This window comes from Pseudomonas sp. 25 R 14 (assembly GCF_900004755.1).
Classification (GTDB): Bacteria; Pseudomonadota; Gammaproteobacteria; order Pseudomonadales; family Pseudomonadaceae; genus Aquipseudomonas; species Aquipseudomonas brenneri.
The window spans coordinates 118,657-134,314 of the sequence record NZ_CVTS01000051.1; the positions used below are offsets into that span (position 1 = coordinate 118,657).

The following is a 15,658-nucleotide window of genomic DNA, read 5'->3' on the forward strand; positions in this document are numbered from 1 at the left end:
CTGGAGCAAGACCCAAAGCGGCGTATATCCCGTCAAAAAGCGTCATTTTATGGATTTTTTCACCCAATTAGCCCTTGCTTGCCGGTTTTGCCGCCCGTTTCGGGCTGGTGCCAGTCTTGCGCTTGGCCGGCTTGCGTTTGTTTTTCCAGGGCGTGGCAGCACGACCTGCCGGGCTGGCCGGGCCGCTGATGGTCATTTGCAGGCCATTGCAGCGCGCCACTTGTTTACTCATCCAGGCTGCCTGTTTGGCGACGAATTCCTCCAGGCTCATCTCACCGCTTTGCACCATATCCAGGGCCTGTTCCCAAATGGCGGTGGTGCCAGGGTCGGCAATGGCCCTGGGCACCGCGTCGATCAGGCTGAAGGCCGCCGGTGTGGCTGACAATGCCTTGCCATTTTTTACCAGGTAACCGCGGTCCAGCAGGCCCTGGATAATCCCGGCCCGTGTCGCTTCGGTGCCGATACCGGTGGTGTCCTTGAGTTTCTGCTTGAGCAGCGGGTCGTCCACCAGCTTGGCGACGTTTTTCATGGCCTTGATCAAGTCGCCCTCAGTGAAGGGTTTGGGCGGCTGGGTCCACAAGTCTTTGAGGTTGACCTTGGCCACTGCGTAGTCCTGGCCTTGCACCAATGGTGGCAAGGGTTGTGGGGCCGGCGCCTCGCGACCCTTGCTTGGCGCCAGGGCTTCGGGCAAGGCCCGCTTCCAGCCTGGCTCCACCACCACTTTGCCCACGGCGCGCAAGGCTTCGCCGGCACAGTTGAAGTCCGCCTGGGTGCGGTCGTATTCGTGGTTGGGCAGGAACTGCGCCAGGTAACGGGCGCGGATCAAGGTGTAGACGGCGCGGTGCTTGCCGGCCAACTGTGCCAGGTCCTTGCCGGCCCCAGTGGGGATAATGCCGTGGTGGGCACTGACCTTGGCGTCGTTCCAGGCGCGGGAGCGGCGTTGCGCATCGATGTGCGGCATCAGCGCATTGACCGCCGGATCGGCCCGGCCCAATGCCGCGAGAATGCTTGGTGCGTCGCCATGCTGGCTGACGGGCAGATAGCCGCAGTCACTGCGTGGATAGGTGATGACCTTGTGGGTTTCGTAGAGGGACTGGGCGATATCCAGGGTTTCCTGGGCGCCGAGGCCGAGTTTTTTCGAGCAGATTTCCTGCAGGGTGCCCAGGTCGAAGGGCAGCGGCGCCACTTCGCGCATGCGCTCTGTGCGCAACTTCACCAGCCGGGCGCTGGCCGCGTTGCTCATCGCGCTGGCGGCCTGTTGCGCGCGTTGCGGGTTGAGGCAGCGGCCCTGGTCGTCGCAGATATCGTCGGCGGCGCGCCATTGTGCGATAAAGCTCATCGACTGATGGCGCAATTCGACATCAATGGCCCAGTACGCCACGGGGACAAAGTCGGCAATGCTACGGTCACGGTCCACCACCAGGCGCAGGGTCGGGGTTTGCACCCGACCCACCGGCAGCACGCCCTGGTAGCCGGACTGGCGGCCGAGCAGGGTAAACAGGCGGCTCATGTTCATGCCGATCAGCCAGTCGGCGCGGGAGCGACCCAGGGCCGAATGGTAGAGGTTGAAGGTCTCTGCGCCAGGCTTCAACGACGCCAGCGCCTTGCGGATCGAGGCATCGTCCAGTGCCGACAACCACAACCGCTGGATCGGCCCGCGATAGCGGCAATGTTCGACCAGTTCCCGGGCGATCATCTCGCCTTCGCGGTCGGCGTCGGTGGCAATCACCAGTTCCCGGGCCTCGCCCAGCAGGCGCTTGACGGCCTTGTACTGGCTGGCGGTCTTGGGCTTGACCGTCATCTTCCATTTTTCCGGGACAATGGGCAGGTCGGCCAGCACCCAGCGTTTGTACTTGGCGTCGTAGGCGTCGGGCGGGGCGGTTTCCAGCAGGTGGCCGATGCACCAGGTGACTGTGACGTCGGTTCCCAGCCAGCAGCCGTCGCCCCGGCGCCTGGCGCCGAGCACGGCCGCGATATCCTTGGCCTGGGAGGGTTTTTCACAGAGGTACAGCCGCATGCTCAGCCCATTCGTTACGCAGTTGAATGGGAAGCAGGATGGGCAAAAGAAGGGGATTGAGCAACCTTTATCTGGATGGATATACAGCAATTTGTGTGAGCGCCGGGAACCAATGTGGGAGCGGGCTTGCCCGCGATGATGCTGTGTCAGTCACTAGATGTATTGACTGATCCACCGCCATCGCGAGCAAGCCCGCTCCCACAAGGGATCTACAGTGTTTGCGGGATATTTAGTTGTTGTCGATATCCACGTTCTTGGTTTCCTTCAGGCACAGCAGCCCGACAATCAGGCTGACCCCGGTAATCACCACTGGGTACCACAGCCCGTAGAAGATATCGCCGGTGTACACCACCAGGGCAAACGACACGGTTGGCAGGAACCCGCCAAACCAGCCGTTGCCGATGTGGTAGGGCAGGGACATGGAGGTGTAGCGGATGCGCGTCGGGAACAGTTCCACCATCAGCGCGGCGAGTGGGCCGTAGCACATCGCAGCGATCAGGATCAGGGCGACGATCAGCACCACCACCATGGTTTTGTTGACCTGGGCCACGTCCGCCGATTTCGGGTAGCCGGCCAGGGTCACGGCGCCGCGCAGGGCGTCTTCGTCATAGCCGTCGATGCGCACATCGCCCACGCTGACCTGCACTGCGCTGCCGGCAGGTGCGGCTTCGCTGCTGTAGGGCAGGCCCTGTTTGACCAGGAAGGTCTTGACCTTGTCGCAGGGGCTGTCAAACCGCGCCTTGCCCACCGGGTCGAACTGGAAGGTGCAGGTAGCCGGGTCGGCCAGCACGGTGATCGGCGCCTGGCGGCTGGCCTGGTCCATCGCCGGGTTGGTGTAGTGGGCCAGGCCCTTGAAGATCGGGAAGTACAGCGCGGTGGCCAGCAGCAGGCCGACCATCAGCACCGGCTTGCGCCCCAGCTTGTCCGACAGCCAGCCGAAGAAGATAAAGAACGGCGCGCCAATCACCACGCTGATGATCAGCAGCATATTGGCCAGGGCCGGGTCCATCTTCAGGAACTGGGTGAGGAAGAACAGCACATAGAACTGTGCGGCGTAGAAGGTCACGGCCTGGCCGGCGTTGATGCTGAACAGCGCAATCAGCACCACCTTGAGGTTTTCCCAGTTGCCGAACGACTCGCGGATCGGCGCCTTGCTGGCCTTGCCTTCCTCTTTCATTTTCAGGAACGCGGGGGATTCGTGCAGGCTCATGCGGATCCAGGTGGAAATCCCCAGCAGCACGATCGACAGCAGGAACGGCAGGCGCCAGCCCCAGACTTCAAACTGATCGCCGGTGAAATACCGGCAGGCCAGTACCACCAGCAGTGACAGCAGCAGGCCGAGGGTTGCGGTGGACTGAATCCAACTGGTGTGGAACCCGCGTTTGCCTTGTGGCGCGTGTTCGGCCACATAGGTTGCGGCGCCGCCGTATTCACCGCCCAGGGCCAGGCCCTGGAGCATGCGCAACACCACCAGGATGATCGGTGCGGCGATGCCGATGCTGGCGTAGGTCGGTAGCAGGCCCACACAGAAGGTTGCCACGCCCATCAGGACGATGGTGGCCAGGAACGTATATTTACGTCCGATCATGTCCCCCAGGCGGCCGAACACCAGCGCGCCGAAGGGTCGCACCACAAAGCCGGCGGCAAAGGCCATCAAGGCGAAGATAAAAGCCGTGGTGTCGTTGACCCCGGCAAAGAACTGCTTGCTGATGACTGCCGCGAGGGCGCCATAGAGGAAAAAGTCATACCACTCGAACACCGTCCCCAGGGACGAGGCGAAGATGACCTTTTGCGACTCTTTGCTGGTGACAGTGGCGCCGACGGTGGCGTCCAGGGGTTGAGCACGTTCTGACATGGGGTAGCCCTCACAGTGATTATTTATTGTTGTTCCACTGTCGGCGCCAACTTCAGCGCCGCTTTTACCCTGTAGGAGCATGCTTGCTCGCGAAAAGCCTGAGAGCAACGCGTTTATCCAGGATGCCCGCGTTATCGTTGGCGATTTTCGCGAGCAAGCTCGCTCCTACAGGTCATGCCGGTGTTGTCTGTTCTCGTTGGGGGGTGAGGTTCCTCGTTGAAGGGGACAGGATCAGTTGCGCGGCTTTTTCCGCGATCATCAGTGTGGGTGAGCAGGTGTTGCCGGAGGTGATGCGCGGCATGATCGAGGCATCGGCGATGCGCAGGCCGGGAACTCCGTGCACGCGCAACTGGGCATCGACCACCGCGTCCTTATCGTGGCCCATGCGGCAGGTACCCACCGGATGGAAGATCGTGGTGCCGATCCGCGCTGCGGCTTCCTGCAATTGTTCGTCGCTCTGCAGGGCTTCACCGGGCAAGTATTCCACCGGGTTGAAGGGGCGCAGGGCCTGGGCGCCGACAATGCGCCGGGTCAGGCGGATGGCAGCGGCGGCCACGCGTAAATCCTCAGGATGGCTCAGGTAGTTGGGTTGGATCAGCGGCGGCACAGAAGGATCTGCCGAGCGGATATCAATGCGCCCACGACTCTGTGGGCGCAAGTCGCAGACCGACGCGGTAAACGCCGGGAACGCGTGCAGCGGCTCGCCAAAGCGTTCCAGTGACAGTGGTTGCACATGGTATTCGAGGTTGGCCGTGGCCTGTTCCGGCCCCGAGCGGGCAAAGGCGCCGAGTTGGCTGGGGGCCATGGACAACGGGCCGCTGCGGTCATACAGGTATTGCAGGCCCATGCCCAGCTTGCCCCATACGGAGCCGGCGATCTGGTTCAGGGTGCGGGCGTTTTCCAGTTTGTAGATCAGGCGCAGTTGCAGGTGGTCCTGCAGGTTGCCGCCGACTCCGGGCAACTCGTGCAGCACCTCGATGCCCAAGGGCTTGAGGACGCTGGAAGGGCCGATGCCGGAGCGTTGCAGGATGCCGGGCGAACCCACGGCACCGGCGCACAGGATGATTTCCTCGCGTGTTTTCCAGGTGATGGCTTGCCCATGCTGGCGGCCAACCACGGCACTGGCGCGGCCGTCGTTCAATAACACACGATCGACCTCGACTTCGGTCAGCACCGTCAGGTTGGGGCGCTGGCGAATTGGCTTGAGAAACGCCTTGGCCGCGTTCCAGCGCACGCCGCTTTTCTGGTTGACCTGGAAGTAACCACAGCCTTCGTTATCGCCCTGGTTGAAGTCGTCGATATTGGCGATGCCACTTTGCTTGGCCGCTTCGCGGAACGCGTCGAGGATTGGCCAGTGCAGGCGCTGTTGCTCCACGCGCCACTCGCCGCTGTCGCCATGCAGGGGCGAGGCACCGGCAAAATGGTTTTCGCTTTGCTTGAACAGCGGCAGTACATCGTCCCAGGCCCATCCCGGGTTGCCTTCGGCGGCCCAGCCGTCGTAGTCGTTGGCCTGGCCACGCATGTAGATCATGCCGTTGATCGACGAGCAGCCGCCCAGCACCTTGCCCCGTGGATAGCTCAAGGCGCGGCCTTGCAGGCCTTCCTGGGCTTCGGTCTTGAAGCACCAGTCGGTGCGCGGGTTGCCGATGCAGAACAGGTAGCCGACGGGGATATGGATCCAGGGGTAATTGTCGCGGCCACCGGCTTCGAGCAGCAGCACGCGATGGGCGGGGTTGGCAGACAGTCGATTGGCCAGCAGGCAGCCCGCAGGGCCGGCACCTACTACCACGTAATCGTATTGCTCAGTTGCAATAGTCATCTGGGTCTCGCTTGTTTTTCTTATTGGCTCCATCCTAGTTGTTAGTTTTCGTCTTAAAAATGTTAGTTTTTACCCAGCTGCTGTGCGTTTTTAAACAGCGCTGTTCTCATGGCCGGGAAGGGAGGCGACATGTTCGACTGGAATGACCTGCGGTATTTTCTTGAGTTACAGCGCAGCGGGCGCCTGCTGACCGCTGCCCAGCGCCTGAAAACCACGCATGCGACCGTGGCCCGGCATATCGAGGCCATTGAGAAAAGCCTCGGCACTGCGCTGTTTGTGCAGCATGCCCAGGGTTATGAACTGACGCCGTCGGGTGAGGCGCTGCTCAAGCATGCCGAGGCCATGGAAAACGTCGCGCTGATGGCTGAGGAGGAACTGACCCATTCCGCCGCGCCCCTGGGTAAGATTCGCCTGGGAGTGGCCGAAGGGCTGGGGGTGATGTTCCTGGCCGGGCGCATGGGTGGCCTGTTCGAGCGTTATCCAGGGTTGGAAGTGGAGTTGGTGGCGGTGCCGCGGTTTGTCAGCATCCTTAACCGCGAGGCCGAGATCAGCATCCACCTGGAGCGGCCCAGCGTCGACCAACTGGTTACGCGCAAACTCACCGACTACCGCCTGGCGCTCTATGCCAGCCGCAGCTACCTGGCCCGCACGCCGCCTATCGAGAAGCGCGAAGACCTGGTCGCCCATGCCTGGATCGATTACGTCGACGACCTGTTGTTCAGTCAGGAGCTCAAGCTCCTCAGCAGTTTTTGCCGCAACCCCAGGGTGGTGTTCCACAGCACCAGCGTGATCGCCCAGCACCAGGCGGCGCGTTCGGGCCTGGGGATTGCCGTGCTGCCGTGCTTTATGGCCGCAGGCGACCCGGACCTGGTGCCGTTGTTGCCGCAGGAGGGCATCCAGCGCAGTTACTGGATCAGTTCCCGGCGCGAACTGCACAAGTCGGTGCGGTTGCGGGTGTTGTGGGATTACGTGGTGGAGTTGTGTGCCAAGGAGCAGGGGCTGCTGTTGGGCGGACTGTAGGGCGGCTTGCCGGCGATGGCGTCCAATAGGTTTGCGCGGGACTCAAGGACCTCATCGCCGGCAAGCCGGCTCCTACAGTTTCACGGTCTGATGCACCTGTTCACCACACGCACGGGCATCGTTGATCATCTTTTCAAACGGCGCACTGACGATTTCATCATGGCTCAACCAGCGCACTTTCTGGGTCAGCCGATAGTGATAGCGCAAGCCGTCCTTGAGCGGTTCGCCATCGAGTTCCAGGTCATACCAGGGCGAGCTGATCTTGCAGCCCTGCACCGGTTTGTCCATCTTCCCGCCGGTCAAGGTAAAGGTGTAGTCGACAGTGTCCGGATTGCCCAGGTACAGGTCGCCCTGTTGCCCGTTGCGGCGGTAGTTGAACAGGTCATCCCACTTCTCTTTCAGCGATTGGTCGGTATAGACGTAGCCGTTGTCGAGTTTCTCCAGGGCGCGCAGGTCGGTCATGCTGGCGTTGACGGTGTAGGTGTCGGGCACCACGAAACCGGTGGGCGGGCGGGTGACCTGGCAATCGCTGATTTCCCGGCCGAAGTTGTCGCAGATGTTCTGGTCGGTGGCGGTAGCGCCTTGCTCGCGGTCAGCGACGCTCAATTGCATCAGTGTCAGGCGGCTGAAGGTGACGCTGGCGCGGGTCGCACCGTTGCCCTGTTTGTCGTAATGCACTTGTTTGTCCAGGCGGATGCTGGTTTCAGGGCGCGCCAGGGGGATATGTTCCTCGCGTACCTGGCCCTGGGTGTCGTTGACGAGTACCCAGCGATCCTGGATGTCGGGCATGGCCTGGCCCGGGGCGAACACCGGGTTGGTTGGGTCCAGCCACCACACCTGGCCGGCTACTTCGGCACGCACGATGGCGTGGTTGGGCGCGCCGGTGCCCGGAATCAGCAGTGAATCCACCACATCCCCACGGCTGACCCAGGCGGTCTCGGCCTTGATCCCGCTGGCCTTGAGCATGGCGGTCAGGAGGATCGCGAGGTCCTTGCAGTCGCCATAACCGTGCTGTTCGATCTCTGCCAGGTTAAACGGCACATAGCCGCGATCCGTGGCGCGCCAGTCACCCAGGTAACGGTAGTGATCGTTGATGTACTGCATCAGGCCGGCCACTTGTTGCGCCGGGGCCAAGTCTTTCACCGTAGCCACGGCGGCGGCACTGCCTGCCGGTAGCTTGGCCGCGAGGATCTGGTTGTAGCGCTGGGCAAAACCACCGAAATGCTTTTGCACATCAAGGCTGCTGCCCACTTCGATACGTGGGATCAACCGCAGGTAGGCGTGACTCGATTCGTTGATGTAATTGAGATAGGTCGGCGCCTTCAGTTCGATATCCAGGGTCTTGCGATTGACCGAGGGGGTGATGGTGAAACCGTCCATCAACTCCGCGCGCCACTCGATTGGCCGTTCAGCCGTGAACCGTGCCTTGAGGCGGTCGCGACGGGCAGTGCTGGTGCCGAACTGCAGGGCGTAGTGGAACTCGGTCATCAGCGGCTTGGCGGCGTGATGTTCGCGCACGGTGTAGCGGATTTGCGTGCCGACCCGCAGGTTGGGAAAGGCCAGGGACGTTTGCTTGAGCCGGGAAAACCCCTGGTCAGGGTTGGGCGCGGTGCGCGTATCGATCTGCGCTTCGTCGAGGGGCTGCGGCTTGCCGCCGGGCTGGGTGGACTCGGCGTGCAGTACTTCAAAACCATCGCCCTCGGCATAGTTGAAGTCGATTCGCGACAATATTTCCCGGCCACTGGGCTTGAGGATGGTGTAGCGGTAGGTGGTGGTGCAATCGGTGCTGGCGTCACGGTTGAAGTGGCAGTGCAGCTCGGATTCGTTGGCAAGTGCAGCTTCGGCCATGGGTTGCGGCGCGGCGTAAGCGTGGTGCGAAACAAGCCCCAGACTTGCGCAAATCAAAGGGCGGTAAAACGAAAAACAGTGCATGGGCGCCTCAGGTGGAACGTTGACACAGATACCCTCGCGGGTACCAAGAAGGCGGCAGATGATAATGGATCGCAACACCAAAGACCAGCATTGTAGGACAATAAATATCGCTGAAAGGCCCGAGATAGAGCCTTTTGTTTGGTGGGAAGGGTCAGTCGATCAGCTCAAATTCACTGCTTGCCAGGCGTTCACCGTTCACAAGTACATGCACGGTGTGCTGGCCGGGGTAGTGCTTGCGCGTGGTCATGTCGCGGATGTGTTGGCGACGTAAAACTGTATGCCGCTCATCCGCGCCGAGGGTAAAGGTCTTGAGCTTGAACACCTTGGCGGCGCTATGGCCGGCGCTTTTTACATAGTCGATGGCGTAGTCCACCACCAGTTTTTGTGAGGTGCTGGCCATGGATTGCAGGGTAAACGACAGGTTGATGCGCTCACCCAGGCGAATCACCGCGGGCTCGACCTTCAAGTGCTGGATCTTCACTTCGGCACGCGCGCCTGCGCCCATGATCGTCAATGCACGGGTATTGCCTTGCTTGATCAGGCTGCGCAGGGCGTGGCGAGCGATCCAGGCGGTGTGAGGGTTGTCCAGTGACCAACTCTCGATAACATCCAGCACCCAGTCCGGATGGTCCTTGGTGATGTCGTTGAGGTGGTTGGCCACGGACTTGCGTACATACAGGCTGTTGTCGGCCTTGAGGTTATCCAGGATCGACGCGCACAGGCGCGGATCGGCCTGCACCCGGGCCAGGCGAAACGACCACGGCAGCCTCGGCCGCGAGCCCTCACTGGCGAGGCGGCGCACGTGCTCATTGTCGTCCAGCGACCACTGCTGCATCACCGCCAGCGTGGGTTCCAAACCCTTGAGCAGAAAAGGCCGCACGGCAAACTCGGCAGAACCAAAGGTGGTGAAGTACTTGAGCGCTGCCATCGAGCGCTTGAAGTCATCCTGGCCGTAGCAGGCCACAAAGTGCGGCAGGAACAGGCTGACAAAGCTGCTGTTCAGGCGCGGAGCCAAGGCATACAGATGCTTGAGGGTATGCGCATAGTCCAGGGGGATGACCGCGTGCAGGCTTTCGCTGACACGGGCCATGCGCTGCATCACCGACAACTGGGCCAAACCCTGCGTGGCGTGCTTGAGAAACCCCTTGGCGTCAAACGCCGGGTACACCGCACGCATTTCATCGGCGATGTGTTGCAGGCGTTCGAGGTTGAAGATTTCCTTGAGGGCAGGGGGGCTTTGGTCGGTCATGGGCAGTCCGCAGGAGAGGGCGATCATAAGACCTTTGCAAGGTAACACCTTGCTCAAGGCCGCGAAGATCAAAATGTAGGCGCTGGCTTGCCAGCTCCTACAGGGGGCGGTCGCTACAGATACCAGCGATATTCCCGTGCATTGATCTCCTGCTGGAAGGCCAGGTGATCCTGGCGTTTGTTCTCGCAATACACGTCGACAAACTCCGCGCCCAGGCCCTTGCGCAGGGCCGGTTGTGCCTGCATGGCGCGCACGGCCTCAAGCATTTCCAGGGGGAAGTCGTGGCCGCTGTCACGGTCCTCGTTCAACGGTGCGATGGGTTCGCGTGCAGCCTCCAGGCCATGTTCGAGCCCGACCAGGATGGCCGCCAGCACCAGGTAGGGATTGGCGTCGGCACTGGCCAGGCGATGCTCGATCCGCAGGTTGCGCGGATCAGACTCGGGGATACGCACGCAGGCGTCACGGTCTTCATAGCCCCAGCAGGCCTTGGTCGCTGCGTTGACCGTACCGCCCAGGCGCCTGAAGGCGTTGTGGTTGGGCGAGAAAATCGGCATGCAATGGGGCAGCAGTTCCAGGCAACCTGCCACCGCGTGGCGCAACGGTTGCTGCTGATGCGCCGCCAGCAGGTTATTACCGGCGCCATCGTACAGGCTGACATGCACATGCATGCCGCTGCCCGGATGTTGCAGGTAGGGCTTGGCCATGAAACTGGCGCGATAGCCATGCTTGAGGGCCACGCCACGGGTACTGCGGCAGAACAGGGCGGCCCAGTCGGCGGCGCGCAGGCCATCGTCGAGGTGGCCGAAATTGATTTCGAACTGGCCGGGGCCCAACTCGGCAGTGATCACCGTAATATCGATGCCCTGTGCCTGGGCGGTCTGCACCATGTCATCGAGCACCGGGGCAAACCGTGACAGCCGCTCGATATGCAGGGTGGGCTGGTCGTCCGGGTCATCGCTCAACGGGTCGCGGGCAAATTGCGGCAGGCCGTCGGCGAGTTTTCTGTCGAAAAGGTAGAACTCCAGTTCAAACGCCACCACCGGGTGAATACCCTTGCCGTGCAGGCGTTCGAGGACCTTGGCCAGCACTTCGCGGGGTTCGAATTCGATGGGCGCCTCGGTACCGTCGGAGGTGATCAGCATCTGTCCCAGGGGCTGCGCCTCCCAGCTCACCGGTTTGAGCGTGCCGGGCACCAGGCGGCGGTTGGCGTCCGGGTCGCCGTCATGGAAGCAGTAGTCGCCGATCTTGAACAAACCGCCCTGGGCGCCTAGCAGCACGGCGTTCTGTGGCAGTTTCAGAGGGCTGCCGGCGGCGACTTTTTCCAACATTTCAACCGGGTAGCGCTTGCCGTAGAACCGCCCGGGAATGTCCAGGGAAATCAGGTCGACGTAACGTACATCCGGATGGTTCTGGCGAAAGGTCCGCACTTCGGCCAGTAACGTGGAGGAATGGCTTTTCACGGGTGACGCTCCTTGGTGTGCCTCAGTTGTAGACCCACAGCACGCGGGCCGGCAGGTCAGTCAGGTTGCCGTAGCGGCAGTGGGCGAAACTGGCCAGGTGAAAGCTGTCGCCGGGGCCCAGGGTGACCGCGTCGGCCTCGCCTTCGACCCATAGCGTCAGGTGGCCTTCAAGCACAAACCCGGCCTGTTCGGCGCGGTCGCTCATGGTCTGTTCACCGCTGTTGGCGCCAGGGGCCAACCAGCTGTCGAGCATCGAGAACGCCCCGTTCATGCTCGGTGAGACGAGGATGTCGGTAATGCCATTGGCGTAGTACACCGTGCGCCGCTCGTTGGGCCGCGTGACCCAATCCACGGCCTTGGGCTTGGGTACGCTGTAGAAATAAGTGGTGGGCACATCGAGGGCGTGGCTGATAGCAGTCAGGTCTGCCACGGTGGGGCGCGACAAACCGCGTTCGACCTGGGACAGGAAACCCACCGAGCGTTCGATCTTTTGCGCCAGCTGGGTCAGGGTGAGTTTCTTGTACTTGCGCAGGTCGTGGATCAGGGTCGCCAGGGCGTCCAGTTCTTCTTGTTTGTCCATGGGAGTATTTTCGTGAAATTCTTATCTTTAAATTTCATGAAAAAATACATGATTAATTTCATGGGCGCAACGGACAAGCGCCCTGTCTGGCTTGATTGAACGGTTTGAACCTTACTCGCGCTCAAAACTGCTTGTCTGGTTACCGTCAGCATCGAACACATTGACCCGGTTCGGCACCTGCGCATCCCAAATGCTGTAGGTCGCATCGTTGCTGTTGGACGGGTAGCTGTAGCTGGTATAGGAGCCCAGTTTCTTCGCCACGCGGTTGTTCTTGTCGATCAGCACCAAGCCCTCAAACCCATCCATTTCTGCAGCGGCCAGGTTCTTCTGGAAGGGGGTGAGCTTGGTGTAGGTCACGGGCACGCGAAGTTTGCCGTTCATATCAATGGCGCCGTAACGGCTGCCTTTTTGCACCACCGCCATGCCGTTGGAGAACGTATTCACGTCATCGAATGGCAGGCTGAACGGCAGCGCCTTGCCCTGTTCATTGATGAAGCTGTATTTGTTGCTTTTACGGTCCTGGATCAATAACGGCTGGCCCTGCACAAACTGTCCGAAGACCGTTGCGCCGGCCGGATTGAGTTTTTTCATGCCCAGGTCGTAGACGTCGGTTTGATGCTTGTCGGCAGAGGTGGCGTAGATAAAGGCTCCCGCGCCGTTAACGCTGGAGTAGCGTGGCGCCAGCAGCTCCTTGCCGCTCAGGTTCCAGGCACCGTATAGCGAGTCCGAGCCATAGGTTTTCTGGCCCGGACGGGCGATGAACACCTCGCCGACGACACTGGGGTTGACGTACTTCATCGGCACCACGACCTGCAACTTCTTGACGTCGTAGATACCGTAGGGGCCATTGGTCTCGCGCTGGACCACCATCAACCGGTCGTTGATCTGCTGTTCGATGCTTTCGAAGGGCAGTTCATTGAGCGTGTGCGTGCCAGGCACAAAGGCAAAGTACTTGAACAGCAACTGGCTCCAGCCCTCGCCAGAGGACTTCTCGCCGACCATCATCTGGTAGACATCAGGCATTTGGGTGTACTCGATACGCTCGAAGCGTGGCTTGACCACCCATTGTCCCTGGTTATCGATAAACCCCTTTTTTTCGCTGGCGCTGTCGAAGGCAATGTAGCGATCACGGGGCGCCAGGTTGTTGCTCATTTCCAGATCAATCGTTTGTGGTTGCGCCGGTTCCAGCAGGTAGATGACCACACTGGCAGGCGTGTCTTCGAACTGGTAAGTCACCTGGACATTGCTCAGGTCGCTGTCTGAGCTGGGCAGGCTGCTGGCGAATTTTTCCAGGTGATCCTGCACGGCTGCGGCATTTTTGAAATCGTCGAAATGGTCTTCCATGCGCAGCAGTTCGTTGTAGTACGCCTTCAGGTTGGCCTTTTGTGCGGCCGTGGGCGAGGTGTTGGAGCTGCTGCCGCCGCTGTACAGGGTCTTGCCGTCGGCGGTCAGGCCCTGGATCACATAGGACTTGTGCTTGGGCGTGGCCAGTTGCAGGGCCGCGCGTGAGTCGCCGAGGGCGGTCAGTTGGTAAGTCTCGCCGTTTTCACCGGTGACTTTCGGGTTGGCCTGGTCCAGCAGGATTTTCTTGAAGCCAGGGTAAGCCTGGTAGTGCAGGGCAACACTGATGCGCTCAACCGGCTTGTTGACCTTCAGCTCGGTGCTGGTGTGGTTTGGTTCTTCTTCGCTATTGGCGTCCTCAAGGACCACCTCGGCAAACGGCTGTTGGGTGCCATCGCGAAAATGCACGGTCTGGATCTGGTAGCTGCCTGTGCTTTCCTGATCCGGCAGCGCGCCAAGCTTGAGGGTGTCGCGGATCGTTTCGACATCCAGATTGAGCCCGGAGCCATTGTCGAAAAACACCTGTTGGAAGTGCAGCGGTGTTTGCTTGAGGGTGGTTAACGCAGCCTTCAATTGCTGATCGGGGAAGGGCACGAACGGCTTGTCGTAGCTCAGTTCTTTGTGCGCCTGGGGCTCGCCGGGCGTGGGGGTGGCCGGGCCGATTTCCAGGCGCATACTTTCGATCACCGCAATGCGGTTGAGGCTGTCGCGCATATCGAGGATCAGGTAATTCAGGCGCTTTTTCGCTTCCGCCAAGGGCAGGTCCCGAATGCCATCCACACCGCCTTCATTGAGCTGTGCCTCGCTGTACTCGGCGTCTTCAAGCAACTCGGTGTCAGCATTGCGGCCCAGCAGGTAATACGTTGCGCCGCCGATCACCGCGATCACAATCAAGGCGCTAGCCAATAGTTTGGTTCGGGACAGAGCTGTTTTCATCGTGCTTGGACTCGTCAGTAGGCTGGCGCAAGGAGAGTAGTACCGTATACACGTTATTCAGAATTGTGGATTTAATTTTTGCATAAATGCATAAAGCAGCATTTTTTGCCGCTCATCCTGCGTTAAGGTAGCGACTGGCCCCATTGCAACGAATGCCTTCAGAGAAAGAGAGCAGGATGCTGACCACAATAAAAAGTTACCCCCGCACCGTGAACCTGCTGCTGTCAGCCACGCTGATTCTGACGCTGGCCAAGGCGATTACCTTTCCGTACATGGTGATCTACCTTACGAGTCACTTTGCCCTGGGCATCAGCCAGGTAGGCCTGGTGATTGGCAGTTCGCTGATCGTCGGCTCCCTGCTGAGTGTGTACGGCGGCTTCCTGGTGGACCGGGTCAACAGTTATCGCTTGTTGCTGGGCCTGAGCCTGCTGTTTGTCCTGGGGTTTGTCGGCACGCTGCTGGCGCGTGACCTGTGGTTGTTCTATGCCTGCCTGATCCTGATCAACCTGGCCTATGCGGTGATCGATATTGCGGTCAAGGCCGGGTTTGCCAGCCTGTTGCCCGAGGATGCGCGCAGCGAAGTGTTTTCCATCAAATACACCCTGACCAATATCGGTTACGCGGTAGGGCCGTTTTTTGGTGCGATGATCGCCAAGGCCGATATCAGCCTGCCGTTTGTATTGTCGGCGGTACTGGGGGCTGGGTTTTTCCTACTCTACTGGCGTTGGGGCGACCGCACCCTGGCGACGGTTGACACGGCGCAAAAACCGGTGTCGTTCCTTGCCGTTGGCCGGGTGTTGCTGCGTGATCATCGGCTGGTGTGCTTTACCGTGGGCGGCTTGCTCAGCGCAGTAGTCTTTGGACAGTTCACTGCGTACCTGTCGCAGTACCTGGTGACGACCTCAAGTGCGGAGTACACCTACAAGGTCATCAGCGCGATTCTGACCACCAACGCACTATTGGTGATCGCCCTGCAATACGTGATTGGCCGGCAGATCAGCCACCGTCACCTGAGCCGCTGGCTGATTCTCGGGCTGGGCATGTTCATGCTGGGGGTGATTGGCTTTGCGCTGTCCACCAGCGTGTGGTGGTGGGTGGTGTCGATGGCGATCTTTACCGTGGGGGAAATCATCGTATTCCCCGCTGAATACATGTTTATCGACCGCATTGCCCCGGATCACCTGCGGGGCATGTACTACGGCGCGCAAAACCTCTCCAACCTCGGTGCCGCCCTGGGGCCGGTGTTGTGCGGGCTGGTGCTGGCCAGCCTGCCGGCGCACTACATGTTCTACATGCTGGCGGGGTTTATCGTGGCCGGCGGGCTGTTCTATTTTATCGGCGCGTCGTTGAAACCGCGTCCTGACACCGCACACCCCCTGTAGGAGCCGGCTTGCCGGTGAAGGGGGTGAGCGATGATGAGCACAACCAGGCAAAACGCGGTGCCCTGGC

Annotated in this window: 10 protein-coding genes; 2 read left to right on the forward strand and 8 right to left on the reverse strand. The window is 60.7% G+C overall.

All coding sequences use genetic code 11. From position 1 onward, the window contains the following. Positions 1–67 precede the first annotated feature (67 nt). The 3 genes from BFQ03_RS18000 to BFQ03_RS18010 all read right to left on the reverse strand — a co-directional run bounded on the left by BFQ03_RS18000 (position 68) and on the right by BFQ03_RS18010 (position 5,691). On the reverse strand, positions 68–2,017 hold the full coding sequence (locus tag BFQ03_RS18000) for a DNA topoisomerase III (RefSeq protein WP_032860216.1): 1,950 nt from the start codon (positions 2,015–2,017) through the stop codon (positions 68–70). A gap of 229 nt (positions 2,018–2,246) precedes the next feature. Then, positions 2,247–3,872 carry an MFS transporter gene (locus tag BFQ03_RS18005; protein WP_032860215.1) on the reverse strand — a complete coding sequence of 542 codons (1,626 nt, stop codon included), beginning with the start codon at positions 3,870–3,872 and terminating at the stop codon, positions 2,247–2,249. 172 nt (positions 3,873–4,044) lie between these two features. Continuing rightward, the gene (locus tag BFQ03_RS18010) at positions 4,045–5,691 is read right to left on the reverse strand and encodes a GMC family oxidoreductase (RefSeq protein ID WP_065943679.1); all 1,647 of its coding nucleotides are present in this window, start codon (positions 5,689–5,691) and stop codon (positions 4,045–4,047) included. 129 nt (positions 5,692–5,820) lie between these two features. Here BFQ03_RS18010 and BFQ03_RS18015 point away from each other — a divergent pair, with 129 nt between their 5' ends. Then, positions 5,821–6,711 carry a LysR family transcriptional regulator gene (locus BFQ03_RS18015; RefSeq protein ID WP_032860213.1) on the forward strand — a complete coding sequence of 297 codons (891 nt, stop codon included), beginning with the start codon at positions 5,821–5,823 and terminating at the stop codon, positions 6,709–6,711. A gap of 72 nt (positions 6,712–6,783) precedes the next feature. Here BFQ03_RS18015 and BFQ03_RS18020 read toward each other — a convergent pair whose 3' ends face one another. From BFQ03_RS18020 to BFQ03_RS18040, 5 genes are all read right to left on the reverse strand, one after another. Further along, positions 6,784–8,643 (reverse strand): DUF3857 domain-containing transglutaminase family protein, encoded by a 1,860-nt coding sequence (locus BFQ03_RS18020; protein WP_065943680.1) that lies wholly within the window; start codon positions 8,641–8,643, stop codon positions 6,784–6,786. A 151-nt stretch (positions 8,644–8,794) separates the two neighbouring features. After that, positions 8,795–9,892, reverse strand: coding sequence for a DNA alkylation repair protein (locus BFQ03_RS18025; RefSeq protein ID WP_065943729.1), 1,098 nt, complete (start codon positions 9,890–9,892; stop codon positions 8,795–8,797). A 113-nt stretch (positions 9,893–10,005) separates the two neighbouring features. Next, positions 10,006–11,352, reverse strand: a complete 1,347-nt coding sequence (locus BFQ03_RS18030) for a glutamine synthetase family protein (protein ID WP_032860211.1) — start codon at positions 11,350–11,352, stop codon at positions 10,006–10,008. Between the two features lie 22 nt (positions 11,353–11,374). Next, entirely contained in the window at positions 11,375–11,932 is a 558-nt protein-coding gene (locus BFQ03_RS18035) for a helix-turn-helix domain-containing protein (protein ID WP_065943681.1), read from the reverse strand. 111 nt (positions 11,933–12,043) lie between these two features. After that, positions 12,044–14,209, reverse strand: a complete 2,166-nt coding sequence (locus BFQ03_RS18040; protein WP_065943682.1) for a WG repeat-containing protein — start codon at positions 14,207–14,209, stop codon at positions 12,044–12,046. A gap of 176 nt (positions 14,210–14,385) precedes the next feature. On the opposite strand from BFQ03_RS18040, the gene BFQ03_RS18045 reads away from it, so the two are divergent. After that, positions 14,386–15,591, forward strand: a complete 1,206-nt coding sequence (locus BFQ03_RS18045; protein ID WP_032860208.1) for an MFS transporter — start codon at positions 14,386–14,388, stop codon at positions 15,589–15,591. Positions 15,592–15,658 lie beyond the last annotated feature (67 nt).

Coding starts and splice junctions, on each gene's coding strand:
- BFQ03_RS18025 (WP_065943729.1), bottom strand. CDS start 9,892: ATGACCGACCAAAGCCCCCCTGCCCTCAAGGAAATCTTCAACCTCGAA.
- BFQ03_RS18040 (WP_065943682.1), bottom strand. CDS start 14,209: ATGAAAACAGCTCTGTCCCGAACCAAACTATTGGCTAGCGCCTTGATT.
- BFQ03_RS18005 (WP_032860215.1), bottom strand. CDS start 3,872: ATGTCAGAACGTGCTCAACCCCTGGACGCCACCGTCGGCGCCACTGTC.
- BFQ03_RS18000 (WP_032860216.1), bottom strand. CDS start 2,017: ATGCGGCTGTACCTCTGTGAAAAACCCTCCCAGGCCAAGGATATCGCG.
- BFQ03_RS18035 (WP_065943681.1), bottom strand. CDS start 11,932: ATGGACAAACAAGAAGAACTGGACGCCCTGGCGACCCTGATCCACGAC.
- BFQ03_RS18020 (WP_065943680.1), bottom strand. CDS start 8,643: ATGCACTGTTTTTCGTTTTACCGCCCTTTGATTTGCGCAAGTCTGGGG.
- BFQ03_RS18045 (WP_032860208.1), top strand. CDS start 14,386: ATGCTGACCACAATAAAAAGTTACCCCCGCACCGTGAACCTGCTGCTG.
- BFQ03_RS18015 (WP_032860213.1), top strand. CDS start 5,821: ATGTTCGACTGGAATGACCTGCGGTATTTTCTTGAGTTACAGCGCAGC.
- BFQ03_RS18010 (WP_065943679.1), bottom strand. CDS start 5,691: ATGACTATTGCAACTGAGCAATACGATTACGTGGTAGTAGGTGCCGGC.